Source organism: Brevundimonas sp. (genome assembly GCF_041919755.1).
Classification (GTDB): Bacteria; Pseudomonadota; Alphaproteobacteria; order Caulobacterales; family Caulobacteraceae; genus Brevundimonas.
On record NZ_JAYRTD010000008.1, the window covers coordinates 56624 to 79031 of the forward strand.

The window sequence follows — 22408 nt, forward strand, 5'->3', positions numbered from 1 at the left end:
GGCTAGGTATCGTGCACAGCGCGAATTTGTTCCCGTCTTGCGTCTCTTATCCCGAAGGTCACGATGACTGATCAGCCGATCGCTCGCCGCAACATCGCCGTGCTGACCGCAGCCCAGGCGTTGGGCGGCGCCAGTCCCCCGATCGTGATGTCCCTGGGCGGCCTGGTGGGCCAGCAACTGGCTGCGGATCCTGCCTGGGTTACTTTTCCCGTCAGTCTGTTCGGCGTGGGGCTCGCCCTCGGCGCGCCGCCCGCAGCCTTCGTCATGCGACGTCACGGCCGCCGCAACGGCTATCTTCTGGGCGCCCTGTTTGGCGTGGCTTCAGGTCTCGTCGCAGCCTTCGGAATCTTCACCGCGTCCTTCTGGATCTTTTGTCTCGGAGCCTTCACGGCCGGCCTCTACGGCGCCTACGTCCAGAGCTATCGATTCGCAGCCGCCGATGGGGCGGACGGGGATCTGAAGGCCCAGGCGATCTCCTGGGTAATGGTCGGCGGCCTGGTCGCCGCTGTTGTCGGCCCCCAACTGGTCATCTGGACCCGGGACACTGTGCCTGGCACGCCGTATGTCGGCAGCTTCATCAGCCAGGCGGCCCTGGCTCTTCTGGTCATCCCGGTGTTGCTGCTGCTGCGCTCGCCGCCGGCGATCGGTCAGGCCGGTCCCAGCGGCGGCCGCTCGCTGGGACAGATTCTCCGAGCGCCGCGTTTCATGCTGGCGGTAGCGACGGGCGTGGTCTCCTACGGCCTGATGGCCTTCGTCATGACCGCCGCTCCGGTGGCGATGGTTAACATCGGCCATTCGGTGAACAGCGCGGCTCTGGCCATCCAGTGGCATCTGCTCGCCATGTTCGCGCCAAGCTTCTTCACCGGCCGCCTGATGGCGCGGTTCGGAAAGGAACGCGTCGCGGCGGTCGGCATGGTTCTCATCGCGGTTGCGGCGGTGGTTGCCCTGTCGGGCGTGGCGGTGGAAAACTTCTGGCTGTCGCTGATGATCATGGGTCTTGGGTGGAATTTCAGCTTCATCGGCGCCACGGCCATGGTGACGGACTGTCATTCGGTCGAGGAGCGGAGCAAGGCCCAAGGCGCAAATGACTTCTTCGTCTTCGGCGCCACCGCCGTCGTCTCCTTCATGGCCGGCGCGATACTCAACACCGCCGGCTGGCAAGCGATCAACTGGCTCCTGTTCCCGCCTGTCGCCCTGATCCTCGCGCCCCTGCTTTGGCAGGCGGCCCGGCGGCCGCCGACGACGGTCCACTGACGGTTTACCTCGACAAGTCGGTCGCGCCTCAGCGACAGGGCGAGGAGGGTGTGGCCTCTTGATCGGAGGGGCGCGGTGTTTCACCCTGTCTGCACATATGAACACATCGTCATGTGTTGAGTGAAACAGGGGGCGAACTTATGTCGGACAGGGCCGACGACGAAAAAGTGCCGGCGCTTGACACACGCCAGCTGTCGGCTCTGGCGGAGACTTTTCGCCTGCTCGGCGATCCGACCCGCCTGCGCATCCTCATGTTCTGTCTGGACGGCCCCAGGCCGGTCAAGGAGATCGCCGACGGTCTGGAGCTGTCACAGACCCTGGTCAGCCACCACCTCAGGCTTTTGCGCGGGGCGCGTCTGGTCCGGGGAGACCGGGCCTCGCGGCAGGTCTTCTATGAGGTGGCCGATCATCATGTCAGCCATGTGCTGATCGACATGCTCCACCACATCAATGAGGATGCGGAGGCCTGACGTCGCCCGAAAAGGCGTCAGGCGCACCAGGGACTGGTGCGCCTGACATGGCGCCCTCGAGGGTTCCGTTCCGATGACGCCATCTCCGCCGCCACGTCGGGGGGAAGGGGCGGGCGGCGAACGAGCGGCCTTACCGGCTCCGGGCGTCGAGCCAGGATTTCATCATGGCGATCTCCGCCTCCTGGGCGGTGATCACAGCTTCGGCGAGGCGGCGAACTTCGGGATCCTGACCATGTTCCAGCACAACGCGGGCCATGTCGATGGCTCCCTGATGGTGCGGGATCATACCCTTCATGAAGTCGACGTCGGCGTCGCCGCTGAATTCGATGGTCATGTCAGCATGCATCCGGTCGTTGGCGTCCTGATAGGCGCGCACCGCGGGATTGCCGGAAGGGGCGGAGGCGGGGTGATTGGCGTGGCTGTTCTGGGTCATGGCGGGTTCCGGATCTCCTTTGACGATCTGGGATTGGGCATAGGCGAGACCGCCGGCGGCCAGGGCGGCGCCGGCGATGAAGATGAGGGTGAGCGCCTTCACTTGCATGTTGGACGAGCTCAGATCGGCCGGGCGGTGTAACCGTCGTCCGCAAGGGCCTTCTGGATGGCGTCGGCGTCGGCAACGGTGGTCACCGAGATGGTGCGCGACACCGTGTCGGCCTCGAGCCGGGCGTCCGGATCCACCGTGGCGATGGCCTGGGTGATGTGCTTCACGCACGAGCCGCAAGTCATGTTTTCGACGTGGAACTGCATGGGAAAACTCCTTTCGTTTCCGCTTGTGAGCCAAGAGATGCCCCTTCCCATCGTTGGAAGGTCAAGGGCAGGGTCGAGATTTTTTTCGGACTTGACCTTCCAACGATGGGAAACTTCATCTTCACCGACAACTCTGGTCACCCGTGTGAGGATCGCGCGATGAATGCTCCCTATGCGCCGACGAAAAGCGTCGGCTCTCCCTTGAGTCTTCCTATTGAGGGCATGACCTGCGCTTCCTGCGTCGGTCGCGTTGAACGCGCCATCAGCAAGGTCCCCGGCGTGGCCGCGGTCAGCGTCAACCTGGCCACCGAGCGGGCCGACATTCAGGCCGGCGGTCCCATCGAGATGGCGGATATGGTCCAGGCAGTCGCCTCGGCCGGTTACGCCGTACGGACCGCTGGCATCGAGTTGGCCATCGAAGGCATGACCTGCGCCTCCTGCGTCGGGCGGGTCGAAAAGGCGCTCAGGGCGACGCCCGGTGTCGTGAGCGCCAGTGTGAACCTGGCGACCGAACGCGCCACCGTCGAAGGCTTCGCCGAGCTCGGCGCCCTGATCGCAGCGGTGGCCGGCGCCGGCTACACGGCGCATGCCGCCGCACCGGCCGAGGCGGGTGGCGAGGCCGACGAGCGCAAGGACATCGAACGCGCCGCGCTAAAGCGCGACCTGATCATCGCGGCCGCACTGACCCTGCCGGTCTTTCTCCTGGAAATGGGCTCGCACCTCATTCCCGGCGTCCATGCGCTGATCGCGCAGACCATCGGCATGCAGGCCAACTGGTACTTGCAGTTCGTGCTGACCACCGTGGTCCTGGCCGTGCCGGGGATCCGCTTCTACGAGAAGGGGCTGCCGGCTCTGCGCCGCCTAGCGCCGGACATGAACTCCCTGGTGGCGGTGGGGACCCTGGCGGCCTATGCCTATTCCCTGGTGGCGACCTTCGCCCCGGCGCTGCTGCCGGCGGGAACGGTCAATGTCTATTACGAGGCGGCCGCCGTCATCGTCACCCTGGTCCTGCTGGGGCGCTTCCTTGAGGCCCAGGCCAAGGGCCGCACCTCCGAGGCCATCAAGCGTCTGGTCGGGCTTCAGGCCAAGACCGCGCGCGTGCGCCGCGACGGCGTGATGGTTGAAATCGCCATCGCCGAGGTGGCGGCTGGCGATCTGGTCGAGGTCCGTCCCGGCGAGCGCGTTCCGGTCGATGGCGAGGTCGTCGAGGGCGAAAGCTATGTCGATGAATCCATGATCACCGGCGAGCCGGTCCCTGTGGCCAAGGCTTCGGGCGCGGCTCTGGTGGGCGGCACCGTCAATCAGAAGGGCGCCCTTGTGTTCCGCGCCACGGCGGTCGGCGACGGCACCATGCTGTCCCAGATCATTCGCATGGTCGAACAGGCCCAGGGCTCCAAGCTGCCGATCCAGGCGCTGGTCGACAAGGTGACGATGTGGTTCGTGCCGGCGGTCATGGCGGTTGCGGCCCTGACCTTCCTGGTCTGGCTGGTGTTCGGCCCGTCGCCTGCGCTCACCTTCGCCCTGGTCAATGCGGTGGCTGTGCTGATCATCGCCTGCCCGTGCGCCATGGGTCTGGCGACGCCGACCTCGATCATGGTCGGCACCGGTCGCGGCGCCGAACTGGGCGTGCTGTTCCGCAAGGGCGAGGCGCTGCAACTGCTCAAGGACGCCAAGGTCGTGGCCGTCGACAAGACCGGCACCCTGACGGAAGGTCGTCCCGCCCTGACGGACCTGCAGATCGAACCCGGCATGGAGCGCGCCCGCGTTCTGGCTCTGGTGGCGGCGGTCGAGGCCAAGTCCGAACACCCCATCGCCCGCGCCATCGTCGAGGCCGCCGAGGCCGAGGGTCTGACGCTGCCGCTGGTTTCCGCCTTTGAGTCCGTCACCGGACGTGGCGTGACCGCGACGGTGGACGGCGAGGCCGTGCAGATCGGTTCGGACCGCTACATGGGCGAACTGGGACTGGACGTGGGCGTCTTCGCCGATACGGCGGGCCGCATGGGCGATGAGGGCAAGAGCCCGCTCTACGCCGCCATCGGCGGACGTCTGGCGGCGATCATCGCCGTGGCCGACCCGATCAAGGCCAGCACCCCGGCGGCCATCGCCGCCCTGCACGGACTGGGCCTGAAGGTGGCGATGATCACCGGCGACAACCGCCGCACCGCGGCCGCCATCGCCCGCCAGTTGGGCATTGACGAAGTGGTGGCCGAGGTGTTGCCCGACGGCAAGGTCGAGGCGGTGCGCCGTCTCAAGGACGAGCATGGCCGGGTCGCCTTCGTCGGCGACGGCATCAATGACGCCCCGGCGCTGGCGGAATCGGATGTGGGCCTGGCGGTCGGCACCGGCACGGACATCGCCATCGAGGCGGCGGACGTGGTGCTGATGTCCGGCAGTCTGAAAGGGGTGGCGACGGCCATCGCCCTGTCCCGCGCCACCATCGGAAACATCCGGCAGAACCTGTTCTGGGCCTTCGCCTATAATGCGGCCCTCATTCCCGTCGCCGCCGGAGCGTTGTATCCGGTGTGGGGTGTGCTGTTGTCGCCGGTGTTCGCGGCGGGGGCCATGGCCATGTCCAGCGTCTTCGTGCTTGGCAATGCGTTGCGTCTGCGCGGCTTCAGGCCGCCGCAGGGCGTCGATGTCGACGTCGCGGCGCGGCTGGGGTGAACAGGAGAGACCCGTATGAACATCGGTCAGGCCGCCAGGGCCTCCGGCGTGTCCGCCAAGATGATCCGCTACTATGAGCAGACCGGCCTCATCCCGGCGGCGGACCGGAAGGAGTCCGGCTATCGCGACTACTCGGACGCGGACGTACACCGGTTCCGGTTCATCCGACGCGCCCGCGACCTCGGGTTTTCCGTCGCTGAGATTCAGGACCTGCTGAGCCTGTGGAACGACCGGTCGCGTCAGAGCGCCGACGTCAAACGCATCGCCAGCGCGCACATCGCGGAGCTGAATACGCGGATCGCCAGCCTCAGGCAGATGTCGGACACCCTGCAAACGCTGATCGCCTGCTGCGCGGGTGACGATCGCCCCGACTGTCCGATCCTGGCGGATCTGGAAGAAACCTCGGAAGCGCCGCCGGCCGGCGTCCGGCCGGCCGGCGGGGTCGGTCATCTGAAGTCGCGCGTCTGACCGATGGCGGGGCGGATGAGGTTCATCCGCCCCGTGCCGGGTCAGCCCTCGACCTTGATGACGCCGCGCCGAATCTGGTCGAGTTCGATCGATTCGAACAGGGCCTGGAAATTGCCGTTGCCAAAGCCCTCGTTGCCCTTGCGCTGGATGATCTCGAAGAAGATCGGTCCGAACAGGTTCTCGGTGAAGATCTGCAGCAGGATGCCTTCCTCGCCGATGTTCCCGTCGATCAGAATGCGGTTCGCCTTGAGCCGCTCCAGATCCTCGCCATGGCCTGGCACCCGCTTGTCGACCAGCTCGTAGTAGGTCTCGATGGTGTCCTGAAGCCGCACGCCACGGGCGCGCAGGGCCTCCACGGTCTCGTAGATGTTGTCCGTGGTCATGGCCAGGTGCTGGATGCCCTCGCCGTTATACTCGCGGATGAACTCCTCGATCTGGGACTGGTCGTCCTCGCTCTCGTTGAGGGGGATGCGAATCGCCTTGTCCGGCGCGATCATCGCCTGGGAGATCAGGCTGGTGGCCTGGCCCTTGATGTTGAAATACTTCTGCTCCTCGAAGCCGAAGATTTGGTTGTAGAAGCCGGACCAGGTCCGCATCTGGCCCCGACGGACGTTGTGGGTGAGGTGATCCAGAATGTCGAGGCCGACGCTGTTTGCGGCCTCGGCCTCGCGCCACCCGTCGATCTCGGTCCAGTCGTCGTACAGCGACCCGGCCGCACCGTGGCGGTCGACGAGATAGAGGTAGGAGCCGCCGATGCCTTCCAGCACCATGGCGTCAGCGCCGAGCGCGCCTGCGGCGGCGTCGGCGGCGCGCGCACCGCGCGACAGGGCCAGATCATAGGCCTGGCGAGCGTCGGCCACCCGGAAGGCCATGCCGCTGGCTGAAGGTCCGTGCAGCGCCCGGAACGCAGCCGCCTGTCCGGTCGCTTCGCTGTTGACGAGCAGATTGGTGCGGCCCTGCTTGTAGCGAACCACCGCTTTCGTCGGATGACGATGTGTGGCCACAAAGCCGAGGCGTTCGATCAGGGCGGCCATCGCCTCGGGATCGGGACTGGTGAATTCCACGAACTCGAAGCCGTCCAGACCAATGGGGTTTTCGGGGGTGATGCTCATGAGGGTGTCTCCGGTCTTCTTGACGGCGCGCCTGTGACAGATGGCGCAGGCGAGCGGGGGAGGTGAGGCCAGAGCTCGCGGGGAGGGTGCGCCATCGTGGTCATTGTAGACCGGACAAGCGAGGATCGCCTTTCAAAGCGGCTCGGATTACAGCTCGATATGAAATCAAATTTCAGGATGAGAGAATTTGTGAAAGAGAGAGTGTTGGATGATGTTGATCGCCGGCTGTTGCGCGCCTTGCAGGACGACGCCGGCCTGAGCCACGTGGCCCTGGCGGAACTCGCCGGATCGTCTCCGGCGTCGTGCTGGCGCCGGATCCGGGCGCTGGAAGAGGCGGGAATTCTGAAGGGAGCCGTGCGACTGGTCGATGCCGAACGGGTCGGCCGGGGCGTGAACGTGATGTGCCAGGTCAGGATGCGGTCGCATGCCCCGGCGGACCGGACCGCCTTCGAGGCCTATCTCGCCACCCGGCCGGATGTCATGGAGGCCCATTCCATGTCCGGGGAATGGGATTATCTCCTGCGGATCGTGGCCGCAGATGTCGCCGGCTACGAACGCTTCCTCATGCGCGACCTGCTGAACCATTCGAACGTGGCCACCGCCGCCTCCCACTTCGCGCTCAGCCAGGTGAAATACACCACCGCCGTGCCGCTCTAGGCGGATTGCGTTGATGGATACGGCCGGAATGCCGCGATCCGGGCTTGAAACATGATATATGAATAGGTATTCAAGTGTTGACTTATTGCCTTGGGCGGTTGGGTTTCCGGATCGGGCCTGGCCAGCGGAGCGTGGATGATGAAAGACGACTATTACGACCTTGGCGACTTCCGTCGCGATGTGACGACCACCTCACCCCAGGCGCAGCTCTGGTTCGATCGCGGGCTGGCCTGGGCGTACTGCTTCAATCCCGAGGAAGCGGTCCGCTGCTTTGAAAAGGCGCTCGACTACGATCCCGACTGCGCCATGGCGCACTGGGGCGTCGCCTTTGGTACGGGGCCGAACTACAACAAGGCTTGGCGGCTTTTCGACGCCGAGGACATGCAGAAGGCCGTGACGATCGGCCGTGCCGCGCTTGAACGCGCACGCGAAGCGGTCGGCCGCAACGGCACCGCCTTCGAAAAGGCCCTGATCGCGGCGCTTGGACCACGCTTCCCCGAGCAGACGACCCGCGACCCTGACGAATTCGATCGTCTGAACCGGACCTATGCGGACGCCATGCGGGTTTTCTATCAGCAGTTTTCGGACGACATCGACGCGGCGGCGCTGTTCGGGGACGCCTTGATCTGTCTCAGTCCGCGGGCTCTGTGGGATCTCGATACGGGAGAACCGATCGGACCGGGCACGCTGGAGGCCCGGGCGGTGATCGAGGACGCCCTGCCGCGTCCGGGGGGCGACCGGCATCCGGTTCTCAACCATCTCTATATCCACCTGATGGAGATGTCGCCGTGGCCCGAGATCGCGCTTCCGGCCGCCGACCGTCTGCGTCGCCTGTCGCGGGACGGCGCCCATCTGGCGCATATGTCCACCCACATCGACAACGCCTGCGGCGACTGGCGCCGGGTGATCGATTCCAACCTCGATGCGGTCGAGGCGGATGAACGCTATTTCGGTCACGAGACCGAAGTCGGCGCCTGGTACAACGTCTATCGCGTCCACAACCTGATGGTCGGAGCCTACGGCGCGATGATGGCGGGCCGTTCGCGTGAGGCGCTGTTCATGGCGAACCGGCTGAAGGAAGTCCTTACCCCGCAGTTGCTCGGCATCCAGAGCCCGCCGATGGCGGATTTGCTCGAGGCGCACGGCACCACGCTTCCGCATGTTCTCATTCGCTTCGGCCGTTGGCAGGAAATCCTCGACCTGGAATTCCCGACGGACCGCAAACTCTATTGTTCGACCACGGCGATGATCCACTATGCGCGCGGCATCGCCTTCGCCGCCCTGCGGCGCGTGCCGGAAGCCGAGGCGGAGCGGGAGAAATTCATCGACGCCGTCGCCGCGGTGCCAGACAGCCGTTTCAACTCCATCCCCGTGCCGGAGCTCCAGGCGCTCGCCATCGCGCGCAAGATGCTCGACGGGGAACTGGAATACAGGAAGGGAAATATCGAGGAGGCGTTCTCGCTGTTGCGCGAGGCGATCGCCCTCGAGGACACGCTGCCCTACAGCGACCCTCCGGCCTGGCTGCAGCCCGTCCGCCACGCCTATTGCGCCCTGCTGACCGAGCAGGGGCGGCACGCCGAAGCTGCAGAACAGCACAGGATCGACCTCGGGCTGGAGCGCAAACTGGGCAGGCGGCGGATCCGACCGAACAACGTCTGGAGCCTGCACGGCCTCTACGAGTGTCTGACGAAACTCGGCCGGCACGACGAGGCCCGGGAGATCGTCCTCCAGCGCGACATCGCCGTGGCTTCGGCCGACATCAAGATCGCCGCAGCCTGTTTCTGTCGCTTGAGCGCCTTTGAGAACGAGGCCGCCTGACCCGGCCGGACCGGGCCTCGTCCTGTAGGAGAAACAGCGGGATAGGATGCTCGACCGGCCTGGCCGTGCCGGCGCCGTCCGAGCCTGGCGCGGTGCGTGCGACGTCCGGATCAACTGCGTCTTCCTCTGATCCTTCACAGGCTTGCCGGACGCCGCCGGCGGGCTGGGGAGCCTTGCTCGTCGGCGATCGGAGGAAGCGATGAAGGGAAGCAGGATGTGGAACCGGCCTCGCCCGGCCGCCACCTCGCGCACCGCGCTGACGACGTCGGTGCTCTCGGTCACCCTCGTCCTGCTGCTGTCGGCGAGCTGGCTGCTCGTCGGCTACCTCGTTTCGGGCGTGTCGCCGCTGCTGGTGGCCGCCGGCCGCACAGGGGCCAGCTTCATCGTCTTTGCCGCGATCGTGCTGCTTTCCGCTCGGAGTCGTTCCGAAGCGCGGATTGCGGCGCGACGCGGCGGAACAGTCGCTCTGCTCGGATTGCTGGGCTTTTTCCTTTACTACGCCGGAACCATGCTCGGCGCGGCGTTCATCGGCCCCTCCCGCACCGGTCTGATCATCTCGCTTCTGCCAAGCCTCACTTTCGTGATCGGCGCCGTCGCCTTTGGCGAACGGGTCACCCGCAACAAGGTGCTGGGCGCCTGTCTCGCCCTGGGCGGTGCGCTGGCCTATGCGATTGCCGACAAGCCCGCAAGCGAGGGTCATGCCGGGGCGGAGGGGCTGTACCTCGTCGGCGGCGCCCTGCTCGTGTTCGGTGGAACGGCGTCCTACGCCCTGTATGGCTACGTCTTCCGCGCGCGCATGGCGGACCTGTCCGCCCTCTCGGCCTTGCCGGCCATTACCGGGGCCGGCGCCGCCATGCTCGCCGTGACGGTCGTTCTCTTCGTTCCGCTCGTCGGCGTCGCGCCTTCCGACTGGGCCGCCATCGCAGGTCTGGGCGCGGGGCTGACGGCGCCGGTCTTTCTCATCCTGCACAGGCTCATCCTGCTGAAGGGGGCGCTCTTCACAGCCTCGCTGATGCTGGCGGTGCCGTTCCTGGTCCGCCTGGGGGAGTGGGGGCTCGGCTGGGAAGCCGCACCGGGCGCATTCAGTCTGCTGTTGCTGCTGATCTGCGCCGGCGGCGTCTGGCTGACCCTTCGTGGCGGACCGGCAGAGACCGAGGCGGCCACCTGATGCGGAGCCGACGACGTGTCGCTTGACCCTGCCGCGGCGGAACACTGTAGGCTGGGCCGCATCATCCCAAGCGGCCCGCGCTGATTGGATTTATCAATGGAGAGCATGCGAATGAGCGGAGACAAGGAGTTCGAGTTCGGGCTTGCGGACGGGCGCAGGATCGTCGGCGTGATCGAGCGGCCGCAGGCGACGCCGCGAGGCTGGGCCATCGTCGCGCACTGCTTCAGCTGCGGTCAGGATGGCCTGGCCGCGGTGCGGCTGTCGCGTGCGCTGGCGCGAAGCGGGGTAGGCGTCCTGCGCTTCGACTTCGCCGGGGCGGGCGATCGGGACGCCCAAGTCGCTGACGCGAGCTTCGCCGCCGACGTGCAGGATTTGATCGCGGCCAGCGGGGCCATGGAAGCGGCCGGCATGACGCCGAATCTTCTGGTCGGTCACAGCCTGGGCGGGTTGGCGGTGCTGGCCGCCGCCGAACATCTGCCCCAGGTGCGGGCCATCGCCACCATAGGAGCGCCCGCCGACGCGGCCCATGTGCTGACCCATGTGTCAGAAGAGGATCTGAAGCGGATCGAAAGCGAAGGAGAGGCCGAGGTGACGCTCGGCGGTCGACCGTACCGGATCGGTCAGAGCTTCGTCGACGACGTCAGGACCCGCTCGCCTCTGGATGCCGTCAGCCGCCTGAAACGCGCGCTGCTGGTGATGCATGCGCCGCTGGACGAGGTCGTCAGCATCGACAACGCTTCCGCCATCTTCGTGGCGGCCAGACATCCCAAGAGCTTCATCTCCCTGGACGACGCCGATCACCTGCTCACCCGCCAGTCGGACGCCGACTATGTCGCCGGCGTCATCGCCTGCTGGGCGTCGCGCTACCTTCCGGCGCTCGAGCCCGACCTGACGGGAGACGAGGGCAACCTGGCCGGCGTCCTCGTCGAGGAGACGGGCGGCGGCGCCTATCAGGCCCGGGTTCGTGTCGGGGCTCATACCTTCCTCGCCGACGAACCGGCGAGCCTGGGCGGTCTGGGCAGTGGTCCGTCGCCGTTCGAACTCGTGTCGGCCGGGTTGGGCGCCTGCAGCGTGATGACCATGCGGATGTACGCCGAACGCAAGGGGTGGCCCCTGGAGCGGGCCACTGTCCGCGTCGTGCATGCGAAACGGCGGGACCAGACGCCCGCCGATGTCTTCAAGCGCGCCATCACTCTGGAGGGGCCGCTGGATGAGGCGCAGCGTGCTCGATTGCTGGAGATGGCCGACCGCTGCCCCGTCGATCTGATGCTCGTCCGGGGCGCGGAGGTCGAGACCGAACTGCTCCCCGCCGCTTGAACGGTTTCGGCCGGGGTGTGCGCCGGGCGTCGGTCGCCCGGCCCACACCTGCCGAAAGTCACGCCCCGTTATGGCGTCCGTACACCCGGGTCCGGCCATCGGCGAGCAGCAGCAGGGAGACATAGGGTTCACGCCCGGCGGATTCCATTCCGGGGGAACCGGCAGGCATTCCCGGAACGACAAGGGCGCGCGCCGCCGGCGCCTCCCGGATCAGCCGGTCGATATCGGCGGCGGGCACATGGCCCTCGACGGCATAGCGACCGACGACGCCGGTATGGCAGGAGGCGAGCCTGTCCGGCACCCCGTGGCGCGCCCGGACAGGGGCGAGATCCTCGACGTCGATCACACGGGCTGTCCAGCCGGCCTGACGCAGATGATCGACCCAAAGGCCGCAGCAACCGCACCAGGGCGTCTTGTAGACCGTGATGGATCGTCGCGTCTGGGCCGTCGCTTCCGATCCGGCAATGACGCCACAAAGCACCAGCCCGCCGGACAGAATGCTGCGACGACTGGGAGAGGATGAAAACATGCGGGGTCCTTCACAGATACTTCGTAATGTCGCGAAACTCGGCCGTGGCGGCCCGCGACTGTTCAGCCGTGCCCGCCGCTGCCTGCGCCAGGCAATGATCCACATGGTCATGGATCAGGGTCTTCTTGGCCGCCGCGATAGCCTTTTCGATCGCATGAAGCTGCTGCGCGACTTCGACGCAGGCGCGCTCACCCTCGATCATGCGGATCACGGTGCGCAGATGGCCTTCGGCGCGGCGCAGGCGGGCGAGGACAGCAGGATGCGAAGCGTGGAGCGAACTCATGCGCTTTGACCTATCCCCGGGGAGAGGATATGTCAAAGCGGAAGACTGGCTGGATTCCCATGTTCTCCCCTCTCGCCCATCGCGGCTATCGTCACCTCTTCATCGCGCAGGTCGCCGCCCTTCTCGGTACGGGCCTGGCGACGATAGCCCTGGGGCTGCTCGCCCACCGGCTGGCCGGAGCGAATGCTGGCGAAGTTCTCGCCATGGTGCTGTCGATCAAGATGGTCGCCTATATCGGCGTGGCGCCCTTCGCCAGCGCCATCGCCGCCCGGCTGCCGCGAAAGACCCTGCTTGTCCTGCTGGATCTGGTCCGGGCAGGGGTCGCGGTCGCCCTGCCTTTCGTCGGCGCGGCCTGGCAGGTCTATGCCTTGATGACGATGCTCTATGTCGCGTCGGCGGCCTTCACACCCGCCTTCCAGGCCATGATCCCCGATCTTCTGGAAGATGAGGCCGAATACACCCGGGCGCTGTCGCTGTCGCGTCTCGCGGCGGATATGGAGAGCGTCGTCAGCCCCGTGGCGGCCGCTCTGCTTCTGACCGTGATGGGCTTCTCCGACCTCTTTCTCGGTACGGCGGCGGGCTTTCTGCTGTCCGCCGGTTTCGTCGTCAGCGCAGGGCTCCCGACCCGGACACCAGCCCGACCGCTTCCCTTTCTGCGTCGGCTGACCGGAGGCCTCCGGCTTTTCGCCTTCACGCCCCGTCTGCGGGGGCTGCTCGCCGTCAGCCTGGCCACAGCGGCCGGCGGGGCGATGGTGTTCGTCAATACCGTCGTGCTGGTGCAGTCCCGGTTCGGACTGTCACAGCAGGCTACGGCCTGGGCGCTCGCGGCTTTTGGACTGGGCTCGATGACGGCGGCCGTGGCGCTGGGGCGGTTGCTTGATCGGCTGGACGATCGCCGTGTCATGGTCTCCGGCGGCATGGTGATGACAGCCGTTCTTGTCGTCGGGGGCTTTCTGGCGGACCGGTACTGGGTGCTGCTGATCCTGTGGGTGTTGATGGGCTTCGGCTACTCCCTGACCATCACTCCGGCGGGGCGTGCGCTGCGACGCTCCTCGACGGCCGAGGATCGACCCGCCCTGTTCGCCGCCCAGTTCGCCCTGTCGCACGCCTGTTGGCTGATCGCCTATCCCGTCGCCGGACTTGTCTCGGCCGAGGCGGACCCGTCAGCCGCCTTCTTCGTTCTGGCGACGCTCTGCGGTGCGGGCGCGTTCCTGGCGCTGATGATCTGGCCTGCACGCGATCCCCTCGACCTGCTGCATCGCCACCCCGACCTTCCGGAAGACCATCCTCATCTGCAGGAACACATCGAGCTCCACGACGGGGCCGGCCACGCCCATCCTGTCGTGATAGACGAACTCCATCGGCGCTGGCCGAGGCCCTGACGCCGACATGGCGGAGCGCCCCGGGGGAAGGCGCTCCACCATCGCGGCGGGCTCGGCAGCACCGCCGCCCGACCGAGGTCAGACGACCCGTTTGATCCCGGAGTAGGCGCCTTGCGTACGCACGGTGATCGTCACGGTTTCGCCGGTGCGGTTGCGCCAGAACCAGCCATGGCTGCCGGTGAAGGCGGCCGTCAGATCGCCGGTCTGGGTCTGCAACGATCCCTTTCCATAGCCATGATAGCGAAGGCCGGGGCGATCAGCGTGGGTGTCGTAGTTCACCCGGCCACCACTGCTCGTCCAGGTGAACCGCACCGTGTCGCCTTCCTGCATGTCCATCTTCAACTCGGCGCCCTGATTGGGCGCCAGCTCGATGGTGGTGACGTCCGACCGGGCACCGGCGGCGTCCGGTGGCGTGGGCGTAGCGGTCGCCTCGGCGGCGCCGGTGACCGGCGTGGCCGGAGCACCGGGAACGACGGCCACAGGGGGCGCGGCAGCGGCGGCGTCAGCTGCCGCGTCGGCCTCGGTTTCTTCGGCAAGCTGACGCTTGATCTGGCCCATGTCGGTCAGGCCCAGCAGCGAGCCGACCCGGGTGGGATCGACGCCGTATTCCGCGGGCAGCACGACGGTAACCAGGATGACACCGGCGACCGCTGCAGCGATGCCGGTAGACTTGAGAAGCTTCCCGGTGGTCGGAAGCTCCGAACGGGCGGGGCGGTTTGCATTGAACATGGCGGTTGCTCCGATCACATGACGAAGAAGCCGACGAGCTGGTAGCCCGTCAGAATGAAGCCGAGGCACATCAGCACGACGTTGGTCAGGTAGGCGTGGTTCCAGAAGCTGTTCGACCGCCGCCAGAAGCCCATGACGATTAGGATGCCGCCAAGCGCCAGCAACTGGCCGGCCTCGACCCCGATGTTGAAAGCGATCAGGTTGCCGATCAGCCCGTCGGGGGACATCTGGAAGTCTTGCAGCTTGGTGGCCAGGCCGAAGCCGTGGAACAGGCCGAAGATCAGCGTCGCCGCCTTGGTGGACGGCTGGAAGCCGAACCAGCGCTGGAAGGCGCCCATGTTGTCCAGAGCCTTGTAGACCACCGACAGGCCGATGATCGCATCGACGATGTAGCTCGAGACGCTGACGTCGGTCAGCACGCCCAGCAGCAGGGTGGACGAATGACCGATCGCGAACAGGGTCACATAGATGCTGATGTCCTTCATCCGGTAGAGGAAGAAGATCACCCCGAACAGGAACAGCAGGTGGTCGTATCCGGTGACCATGTGCTTGGCGCCCAGATAGACGAACGGCCAGAACAGGAAACCAGAAGTTTCCTGGATGTAGCCCTTGTCGCCCTCGGCGACGCCGTGGGCCAGGGCGGGGTTCAGCGCGCCTTGCAGCAGCAGGAACGCCAGCGTCAGGACCAGGGCGGTCCACGGCGAGCGAAGCCACGACCAGGAGTCGCGGCGCCGGGAAGGTGTCATGACAGACCTTTCTGTGAGGGGAGGTTCGCGGAGGGAAAAAGGAAGCGACGCCGTGCCCAGCGACGCGCGGGACGCTCCCACAAGGCATGCAGCGCGAAGGCGCCCGCCAGGGTCAGGCAAAGCAGCACTGCGGCTTCGCCGAGGCTCAAACGGTAGGCGCTGTCCAAGCCGGTCAGCATGGCCATACCGTTCTTCCAGATGATCAGGAGCGGCAGGTGGACCAGGTAGAGAGCGTAGGACGCCTCTCCCGCCTCGATCAGCGCGGGGTGGGCGAACACCTTGTCGTCGCCGGTCTTTGACAGCATCGCCAGGCTGAGGATGACCAGGCCGGACACAGCCACGATCAGCCGTTCGTCGGCGCTGATCGCCATCAGGACGACGAGCGCCAACAGGGATCCCGAAGTCGCCGTCACGGTGACGGCACGCCCCCATTCCAGCCGGGCGCCGAGCTGGTAGAGCCCGATACCGAGCAGGAACTCCGGGATGATGCGCAGCACGCCGAGAACCAGCTCGGCGTGGGTGAGCATGTCGTCGAACAGCCGCCGATAGACGGCGTCGATCCCGAGGAACAGCACCACCGCAAGGCCCAGGGTCACCCACGGATTGCGACCGCGCCGAAGGCCGATAGAGGCGAAGATCGGGAAGACCAGATAGGCCGCCCATTCCGCCGACAGCGACCACGACGGGCCGTTCCACTCATTGGCCACCGTCGCCGGAAACCAGGCGTGGACCAGCGCCAGGGCCGACAGGAATCCCGGCAGCGAGTAGCTTTCGACATTGAACCGCTGGCCCAGAACAAGGGCCAGGATCACGATAAGGCCCATCACCACCAGCATCGCCAGATGCGCCGGATAGATCCGGGCCAGGCGCGCGATCAGGAAGCGGCGGTGGTCGTACGACCCGTCGCGCACCTGGCGGCCATAGGCGTGGGCCAGGACAAAGCCTGACAGGATGAAGAAGAAGTCGACCGCCAGCCGGGCGCGCTCGATGAACGCGATCCCCGTCCCGCCTTCGGGCAGGATATTGAGCTGGTAGTGAAACAGGACGACGCCGAGGGCGAGCCAGAAGCGGATGCTGGTCAAGGCCGGCAATCGCTCCGGGAATGCTGGCGCCGACGCGAGGGGATCCACGTCGGCGCCTCCTCCGCCGTCCTTCCGGAGAAAAGCGGCGGTCATCGGGTTTCACCTTTCCGCTTGCGGATCGGCAGATGGTCGAGCCAGGCCGGGCGCCTGGGCCAATCCTGGGGACGTTCCCGGCCATGCACGAGACTGTACAGGGCCGGCAGCACCAGTAGGGTCAGAGCCGTCGAGGAGACGATGCCGCCGATGACCACGGTGGCCAGCGGACGCTGCACCTCGGCGCCGGCCCCGACGTTGACGGCCATGGGCACGAAGCCGAGGCTGGCGACCAGGGCGGTCATCAGCACGGGCCGAAGACGGGTCAGGGCGCCTTCCCGGATCGCCTCGGCGACGGGTTTGCCTTCCTCGATCAGGCCTCGAATGAAGCTGACCATGACCACGCCGTTCAGCACCGCCACGCCGGACAGGGCGATGAAGCCCACGCCGGCCGAGATCGAGAGCGGCAGATCCCGCATCGCCAGCGCCGCCACCCCGCCGGTCAGGGCCAGGGGCACGCCGGAGAAGACGATGGCGCTGTCCTTCACCGACCGAAACAGGGCGAACAGCAGGCCGAAGATCAGCAGCAGGACCGCCGGAACGACCAGTTGCAGGCGCTGTGCCGCTGAGATCAGTTGCTCGAACGTGCCGCCGTAGGTGACCCAGTAGCCAGCGGGAAGATCGACCTCGCGTTCGATGCGCTCGCGCGCCTCGGCGACGAACGAGCCCAGGTCGCGGTCCCGCACGTTGGCGGTCACGACGATCCGGCGCTTGCCGTCCTCGCGGCTGATCTGGTTCGGCCCGGTCTCCAGTGCGATCGTGGCGATCTCGCTCAAGGGGACGAACCTGCGCGGCGCCCCGTCGCCCGAAGGCAGGGGCACCTGTATCCGGCCGATCGCGTCGGTGTTGCGGCGCAGATCCTCGGGCAGGCGGACGACGATGTCGAAGCGCCGGTCTCCCTCGAAAATCTGCCCCGCCGTCGCGCCGCCCATGGAGGTGGCGATGACCGACTGAACGTCCTCGACGCTCAGGCCCAGCCGGGCGATGGCGGCCCGGTTGGGCGTGATCTGCAGCATCGGCAGGCCTGTGACCTGTTCGGCCTGGGGATCCGCTGCGCCGGGAATGGCGCCGATGATCTCCTCGATCTGCGAGCCGAGCGCGACCAGTTGCTCCAGGTCGTCGCCGTGAACCTTGATGGCCACGTCGGCGCGGACCCCCGAAAGCAGTTCGTTGAACCGCATCTGGATCGGCTGGGTGAACTCGTACTTGCTGCCCGGAATCGCGTTGACCGCCTCTTCCATCTCGCGGACGAGCTGAAGCTTCGGCTTGCGGGGATCGGGCCAGTCCTCGCGGTCCCTCAGAAGAATGAAGGTGTCCGCGACCGAGGGCGGCACGGGGTCGGTGGCTACCTCTGCGGTGCCGATCTTGGCCACCACCCGCTCCACTTCGGGGAACCGCGCCAGACGGGCCTCAAGGGCGGTCTGCATGGCGATGGCCTGGCTCAGGCTGGTGCCGGGGATGCGCAGGGCGTGCATCGCGATGTCGCCCTCGTCCAGGTTCGGCACAAACTCCGAACCCATGCGCGAGGCCCCGAAGGCGGCGATGGCGACCAGGCCGATCGCCAGCCCCACCATCAGCCGACGGGTCCGCAGGGCGAAGTCCAGGGCGGGCTGATAGCCGACCCGCGCCCAGCGCATCAGGAAGCTGTCCTTCTCATGGACCTTGCCGGTGACGAACATCGCCACCGCCGCCGGGACGAAGGTGAGGGACAGCACAAGGGCGCAGGTCAGGGCGATGACCACGGTGATGGCCATCGGATGGAACATCTTCCCTTCGACCCCGTCGAGGGCGAAGATCGGGATGTAGACCAGGGTGATGATCAGCACCCCGAACAGCGACGGCCTGATGACCTCGCTGGACGCTTCGGCCGCCAGCGAGAACCGCTCCTGACGGGTCAGCAGACGACCGTTCCGGTGCTGGGCCTCGGCGAACCGCCGCAGACAGTTCTCGACGATGATGACGGCCCCATCGACGATCAGCCCGAAGTCCAGGGCGCCCAGGCTCATGAGGTTGCCCGAGACATCCGCCCGCACCATGCCGGTGATGGTCATCAGCATGGTGATAGGGATCACCGCTGCCGTGATGATGGCTGCGCGGAAGTTCCCCAGCAGCAGGAACAGGACCACGATGACCAGCAGCGCGCCCTCGGCCAGGTTCTTCTCCACCGTATGGATGGCGCGCTCGACCAGATCGGTCCGGTCATAGACCGGCGAGGCCACCACGCCGTCGGGCAAGGCCCTGGCGGCTTCCTCCAGACGCGCGGCCGCCGCCTGGGCGACGACGCGGCTGTTCTCGCCCGCCAGCATCAGCACCGTCGCCAGAACGGTCTCCTTGCCGTTCTCGGTCGCGGCGCCGGTGCGAAGTTCTTCGCCCAGCCCGACCTCGGCGACTTCGGCGATCCGGATGGGGACGCCGCCCCGCGTGGTGATCACCACATTGGACAGGTCTTGCGCGTTGGACGCCTGACCCGGCACGCGGATCAGCCATTGTTCGCCGTAGCGCTCGACGTAGCCGGCGCCGACGTTGGCGTTGTTCCGCTCCAGCGCCTGCACCACCTCGGCCATGGTCACGCCATAGGCGGCCAGGCGTTCGGGGCGCGGGGTCACATGGTACTGCCGCTCGAAGCCGCCGATGGTGTTGACCTCGGTGACGCCGGGCGTGTTGCGCATCTGGGGACGGATCACCCAGTCCTGCAGGGTCCGCAGATCTTCCGACGTATAGGGCGTGCCATCGGCCTTGCGGGCGTCGGGGCGCGCCTCGATCGTGTACATGAAGATCTCGCCCAGCCCGGTGGCGATCGGGCCAAGCTCCGGCGACAGTCCCGGCGGCAGCTGGCCCAAGGCGCTTTGCAGGCGCTCGTTGACCAGTTGCCGGGCGCGATAGATGTCGGCGCCGTCCTCGAAGACCACCGTCACCTGGCTCAGGCCGTAGCGAGAGACCGACCGGGTGTAGGACAGGCCCGGCACGCCCGCGATGGCGGTCTCGACCGGGAAGGTGATGCGTTGTTCGGCTTCAAGGGGCGAATAGCCCGGCGCCTCCGTGTTGATCTGGATCTGGATGTTGGTGATGTCCGGCGTGGCGTCGATCGGCAGGCGCTGGAAGCTCCAGACGCCGATCGCACAGGCCAGAAGGACGAGCGCCATGACGATCCACCGGAAGCGGATCGACAGCGCGATGATGCGTTCAAGCATGTTGGCGCATCCCCCTAGTGGTCGTGGCTCGCGCCGGACTTGTCGATGTCCGCGCGAATGAGGAAGGCGCCGTCCACCACATAGGTGACGCCGGGGTCGATGCCGCCCAGGACTTCGGTCCACTCGTCGGTGCGCCGGCCCAGTTCGAGCATTCGCACCTCGTAGGTGTCGCCGACCCGGGCATAGACGACCGTGAAGTCGCGGAAGGGCTGGAGCGCGCGCGTGCGGACAGCCAGGGGAACTTCCCCCGCACCGACCTGAACCACGCCCTCGACGCCCAGACCGGGCCGCCAAACGCCACCCTGGTAGGGCAGCGCCACGTGGGCGACCAAGGTCTGACTCAGCACATCGTCAGCCGGCAGGATGGCCGCGATCGTCCCGACGGCGGTGTTCTCCCCGGCCGTGCTGCGGACCTGCACCCGCTGGCCGACCCGGACGCGTTCGGCGTCGCGGGGGTAGAGGAAGAACTCGGCGTGCAGCCGGGTCGGATCGCCGATCGTCAGCATCGGCGCGCCGTTGCCGGTGATCGCGCCCGGGTTGACGGCCTTGGCCGTGATGACCCCCGAGATCGGAGCCGTGACCGAATAGGTCTGCAGGCTCTCGCTTGATTCCACCCGCGCCACGACCTGTCCGCGCGAGACCCGCTGTCCCAACTGGACGCTCATGGAGACCACGCGCCCCGGATAGCGAGCATGAACCTCGGCCTGGCCTTCTGGCGTGATCTCGACACGTCCGGACAGCGGCAGGGTGTCGGCGAGCAGGGCGGGGCCGGTCTGCTCGGTGGTGATTCCCCCGTCCCGGGCCGCCTCGGCCGTGATCGTCGTGCGCCCTTCATAGGACGGGTAGGTCCAGTTGGAGCGCTTGCCTGAATGGACGGCGTTGACCGCCACGTCGAAAGAGTGGGGCTCGGACACCACGCCGGGACTGGTCAGGTAGTCGGCCTCGGCTGCGAAGCTGAACCGGTCCACGCTCGGCCCCAGTCGGGTCAGGGCTATGGAGGCCTGGACCTGACGCGGATCCAGCGGGCGGTCGCGCAGATAGGGATAGAGGCGGAAGATCGGCTCCGGCCCTTCCTCGAAGATGGTCACTTCAAGCGCGAAGTCGCCATCCCTGAGCATGCGGCCATTGTGCGGGCCGCGTTCATAGTCCGCCGCTGCTGCGGCCTCCGCGCCCTCGGCCTTTTCGGCGTTCTCCGGGCGTCCCCCGCAGGCCGCCAGGGCCAGGACGAGGGCGGTCATCGCCGCGCCGGAAGCGAGGCGGTAAGCGTGTGTCCGCTTCATCGTGAGATCTCCAGGCCGATCAGGTCGGCATGCGCGCCCGTCAGCCTGTCGAGGCGGGCGCGATCGTTGTGGAAAGCTTGAAGGACGGCGACCTGTCTGGCCCGTGCTTGCAGCAGGGCCGCCTGGGCGCTCATCACATCGTTGTAGGTGAAGCCGCCGCGGGCGAACCCTTCGCGGACCAGAACGACGGCGCGTTCGGCCTGGGGAATGGTGTCCTCGCCGATCCGGCGCGCCTCGCTGGCCTTGGCGGCCAGTTGAACCTGGAGCCGCAGGATTTCGCGCTCCCGCTCGATCTCGAAAGCTCTCCGGTCGGCGCGGGCGGCCAGTCCTTCGGCGCGGGCGCGGTCGATGGCACCCCGGTTCTGGTCATAGCGCTGCAAGGGCATGGAGCCGCCGAACACCAGAGCCACCTCGTTGTCCCAGATGTGCCGCACCCCCAGGGTGACGGTGGGATCTGCGATGGCCCGCGCCTGCTCGACGCGGACCTGGGCCTCGGCGATGTCTCGGCGGACGTTGAACACGGCCAGATCGGCCTGTGAGACGGCACCGGGGGCCATTCGCGACGAGGACGTGTCCTCGAAGGCGTCGTCGCCCAGCACGAAGGCGGGTTGCCCGTCCCAGAACTTGGCCAGATTGATCCGCGCGATCCGGAGCGCGATTTCGGCCTGATCGAAGTCGATCTGGGCCTGGGCTAGGTCCGCCTCGGCGCGGGCACCCGCGAACAGCGGATCGCGCGCCGCATCGACACGCCGTTGCACCTCTGTCGAGAAGCTCTCGGCCAGCTCCAGCCGCTCTCGAGCGATGTCGAGCACCGCTTCGGCGGCCAGAGCTTCGGCCCAGGCCCGCTGAACCAGCTCCAGGCGGTCCAGAAGCGCGGTGCGCGCCTCGGCCGCCACCAAACCGCCTTCACTGCGGGCCAGCGCCGCGCGTGCGGCGCGGTCGCCGCCCCGTTCCAGCCTTTGCTCTATGGTCAGAGTGGTTTCGGTACGGTCGAGGAAGTCACCTCCGCCCAGGGTGGGCAGATTCTCGACCATGACGCCGACAGACGGATTCGGGCGCACATCGGCCTGGCGGACGCCGGCCTCTGCGGCCGCCAGTCGCGCCTCGACGCCGGCGCGGGCCGGATCGAAACCTGTCGCCCGCAAGAGAGCTTCCCGCAGCGACAGCACGGGCAGGGTATCCCCGGACGAGACGGGGGGCGGCGACGCCTGGGCGTACGCCGGGGGAGACGCCAGGGGCGCTCCAAGGGCGAGCGCGAGCGCAGACAAGGCTGCGGCGCGCACCCGCCGTCCGGCAAGGCCGGACATGGGGTATTTCAATGGAGATTCTCCAGAACAGGACGCGCACGGCCGGAAGGCCGCGCAGGATCAGCTTTTCAGTCGATCAGGCGTGCTGTTTGGGAGGGTGTAGAGGGCCGT

20 protein-coding genes are annotated in these 22408 nt (G+C 67.1%); 9 read left to right on the plus strand and 11 right to left on the minus strand.

Features of this window, described 5'->3' with window-relative positions:
- The first annotated feature begins 63 nt into the window (after positions 1 to 63).
- Positions 64 to 1254 (plus strand): MFS transporter, encoded by a 1191-nt coding sequence (locus ACE3TH_RS10980; RefSeq protein WP_017504233.1) that lies wholly within the window; start codon positions 64 to 66, stop codon positions 1252 to 1254.
- 140 nt (positions 1255 to 1394) lie between these two features.
- On the plus strand, positions 1395 to 1724 hold the full coding sequence (locus ACE3TH_RS10985; RefSeq protein ID WP_017504232.1) for a helix-turn-helix transcriptional regulator: 330 nt from the start codon (positions 1395 to 1397) through the stop codon (positions 1722 to 1724).
- A gap of 130 nt (positions 1725 to 1854) precedes the next feature.
- Here the strand turns inward: ACE3TH_RS10985 and ACE3TH_RS10990 are convergent, their stop codons facing one another.
- Both ACE3TH_RS10990 and ACE3TH_RS10995 read right to left on the minus strand, forming a co-directional pair.
- Positions 1855 to 2265, minus strand: a complete 411-nt coding sequence (locus ACE3TH_RS10990) for a DUF305 domain-containing protein (protein WP_017504231.1) — start codon at positions 2263 to 2265, stop codon at positions 1855 to 1857.
- Between the two features lie 11 nt (positions 2266 to 2276).
- Positions 2277 to 2471, minus strand: coding sequence for a heavy-metal-associated domain-containing protein (locus ACE3TH_RS10995; protein ID WP_017504230.1), 195 nt, complete (start codon positions 2469 to 2471; stop codon positions 2277 to 2279).
- A gap of 159 nt (positions 2472 to 2630) precedes the next feature.
- Between ACE3TH_RS10995 and ACE3TH_RS11000 the strand changes: the two genes are divergently transcribed.
- Positions 2631 to 5135, plus strand: coding sequence for a heavy metal translocating P-type ATPase (locus tag ACE3TH_RS11000; protein WP_038293496.1), 2505 nt, complete (start codon positions 2631 to 2633; stop codon positions 5133 to 5135).
- A gap of 15 nt (positions 5136 to 5150) precedes the next feature.
- Positions 5151 to 5603, plus strand: coding sequence for a Cu(I)-responsive transcriptional regulator (gene cueR / locus ACE3TH_RS11005; RefSeq protein ID WP_017504228.1), 453 nt, complete (start codon positions 5151 to 5153; stop codon positions 5601 to 5603).
- Between the two features lie 41 nt (positions 5604 to 5644).
- On the opposite strand, the gene hppD is transcribed toward cueR, so the two are convergent.
- On the minus strand, positions 5645 to 6715 hold the full coding sequence (hppD, locus tag ACE3TH_RS11010; RefSeq protein WP_017504227.1) for a 4-hydroxyphenylpyruvate dioxygenase: 1071 nt from the start codon (positions 6713 to 6715) through the stop codon (positions 5645 to 5647).
- Positions 6716 to 6916: 201 nt separating this feature from the next.
- Here hppD and ACE3TH_RS11015 point away from each other — a divergent pair, with 201 nt between their 5' ends.
- The 4 genes from ACE3TH_RS11015 to ACE3TH_RS11030 all read left to right on the plus strand — a co-directional run bounded on the left by ACE3TH_RS11015 (position 6917) and on the right by ACE3TH_RS11030 (position 11675).
- A complete protein-coding gene (locus ACE3TH_RS11015) occupies positions 6917 to 7372 on the plus strand; it encodes an Lrp/AsnC family transcriptional regulator (RefSeq protein WP_374599739.1) in 456 nt (151 codons plus the stop codon).
- Positions 7373 to 7510: 138 nt separating this feature from the next.
- Entirely contained in the window at positions 7511 to 9190 is a 1680-nt protein-coding gene (locus ACE3TH_RS11020; RefSeq protein ID WP_155965867.1) for a tetratricopeptide repeat protein, read from the plus strand.
- Between the two features lie 199 nt (positions 9191 to 9389).
- Positions 9390 to 10358 carry a DMT family transporter gene (locus ACE3TH_RS11025; protein WP_081600451.1) on the plus strand — a complete coding sequence of 323 codons (969 nt, stop codon included), beginning with the start codon at positions 9390 to 9392 and terminating at the stop codon, positions 10356 to 10358.
- 111 nt (positions 10359 to 10469) lie between these two features.
- Entirely contained in the window at positions 10470 to 11675 is a 1206-nt protein-coding gene (locus tag ACE3TH_RS11030; RefSeq protein WP_017504223.1) for a bifunctional alpha/beta hydrolase/OsmC family protein, read from the plus strand.
- 58 nt (positions 11676 to 11733) lie between these two features.
- Here ACE3TH_RS11030 and ACE3TH_RS11035 read toward each other — a convergent pair whose 3' ends face one another.
- Both ACE3TH_RS11035 and ACE3TH_RS11040 read right to left on the minus strand, forming a co-directional pair.
- On the minus strand, positions 11734 to 12204 hold the full coding sequence (locus tag ACE3TH_RS11035; RefSeq protein WP_017504222.1) for a DUF411 domain-containing protein: 471 nt from the start codon (positions 12202 to 12204) through the stop codon (positions 11734 to 11736).
- A 10-nt stretch (positions 12205 to 12214) separates the two neighbouring features.
- The gene (locus ACE3TH_RS11040; RefSeq protein WP_017504221.1) at positions 12215 to 12487 is read right to left on the minus strand and encodes a metal-sensing transcriptional repressor; all 273 of its coding nucleotides are present in this window, start codon (positions 12485 to 12487) and stop codon (positions 12215 to 12217) included.
- A gap of 59 nt (positions 12488 to 12546) precedes the next feature.
- Here ACE3TH_RS11040 and ACE3TH_RS11045 point away from each other — a divergent pair, with 59 nt between their 5' ends.
- Positions 12547 to 13869, plus strand: coding sequence for an MFS transporter (locus tag ACE3TH_RS11045; RefSeq protein WP_026108278.1), 1323 nt, complete (start codon positions 12547 to 12549; stop codon positions 13867 to 13869).
- A 78-nt stretch (positions 13870 to 13947) separates the two neighbouring features.
- On the opposite strand, the gene ACE3TH_RS11050 is transcribed toward ACE3TH_RS11045, so the two are convergent.
- The 6 genes from ACE3TH_RS11050 to ACE3TH_RS11075 are packed head-to-tail and all read right to left on the minus strand — an operon-like array spanning position 13948 to position 22297.
- Complete coding sequence (locus tag ACE3TH_RS11050) at positions 13948 to 14598, minus strand: hypothetical protein (protein ID WP_017504219.1); 651 nt, start codon at positions 14596 to 14598, stop codon at positions 13948 to 13950.
- Positions 14599 to 14612: 14 nt separating this feature from the next.
- Positions 14613 to 15344, minus strand: a complete 732-nt coding sequence (locus ACE3TH_RS11055) for a HupE/UreJ family protein (protein ID WP_017504218.1) — start codon at positions 15342 to 15344, stop codon at positions 14613 to 14615.
- Positions 15341 to 16519 carry an acyltransferase gene (locus tag ACE3TH_RS11060; protein ID WP_017504217.1) on the minus strand — a complete coding sequence of 393 codons (1179 nt, stop codon included), beginning with the start codon at positions 16517 to 16519 and terminating at the stop codon, positions 15341 to 15343. The genes ACE3TH_RS11055 and ACE3TH_RS11060 overlap by 4 nt, the downstream gene beginning before the upstream one ends.
- Positions 16516 to 19710 carry an efflux RND transporter permease subunit gene (locus ACE3TH_RS11065; RefSeq protein WP_017504216.1) on the minus strand — a complete coding sequence of 1065 codons (3195 nt, stop codon included), beginning with the start codon at positions 19708 to 19710 and terminating at the stop codon, positions 16516 to 16518. The genes ACE3TH_RS11060 and ACE3TH_RS11065 overlap by 4 nt, the downstream gene beginning before the upstream one ends.
- A 14-nt stretch (positions 19711 to 19724) precedes the next feature.
- Positions 19725 to 20990, minus strand: a complete 1266-nt coding sequence (locus ACE3TH_RS11070) for an efflux RND transporter periplasmic adaptor subunit (RefSeq protein WP_026108277.1) — start codon at positions 20988 to 20990, stop codon at positions 19725 to 19727.
- A complete protein-coding gene (locus tag ACE3TH_RS11075; protein ID WP_081600450.1) occupies positions 20987 to 22297 on the minus strand; it encodes a TolC family protein in 1311 nt (436 codons plus the stop codon). Before ACE3TH_RS11075 ends, ACE3TH_RS11070 begins: the two co-directional genes overlap by 4 nt.
- Positions 22298 to 22408: the final 111 nt, after the last annotated feature.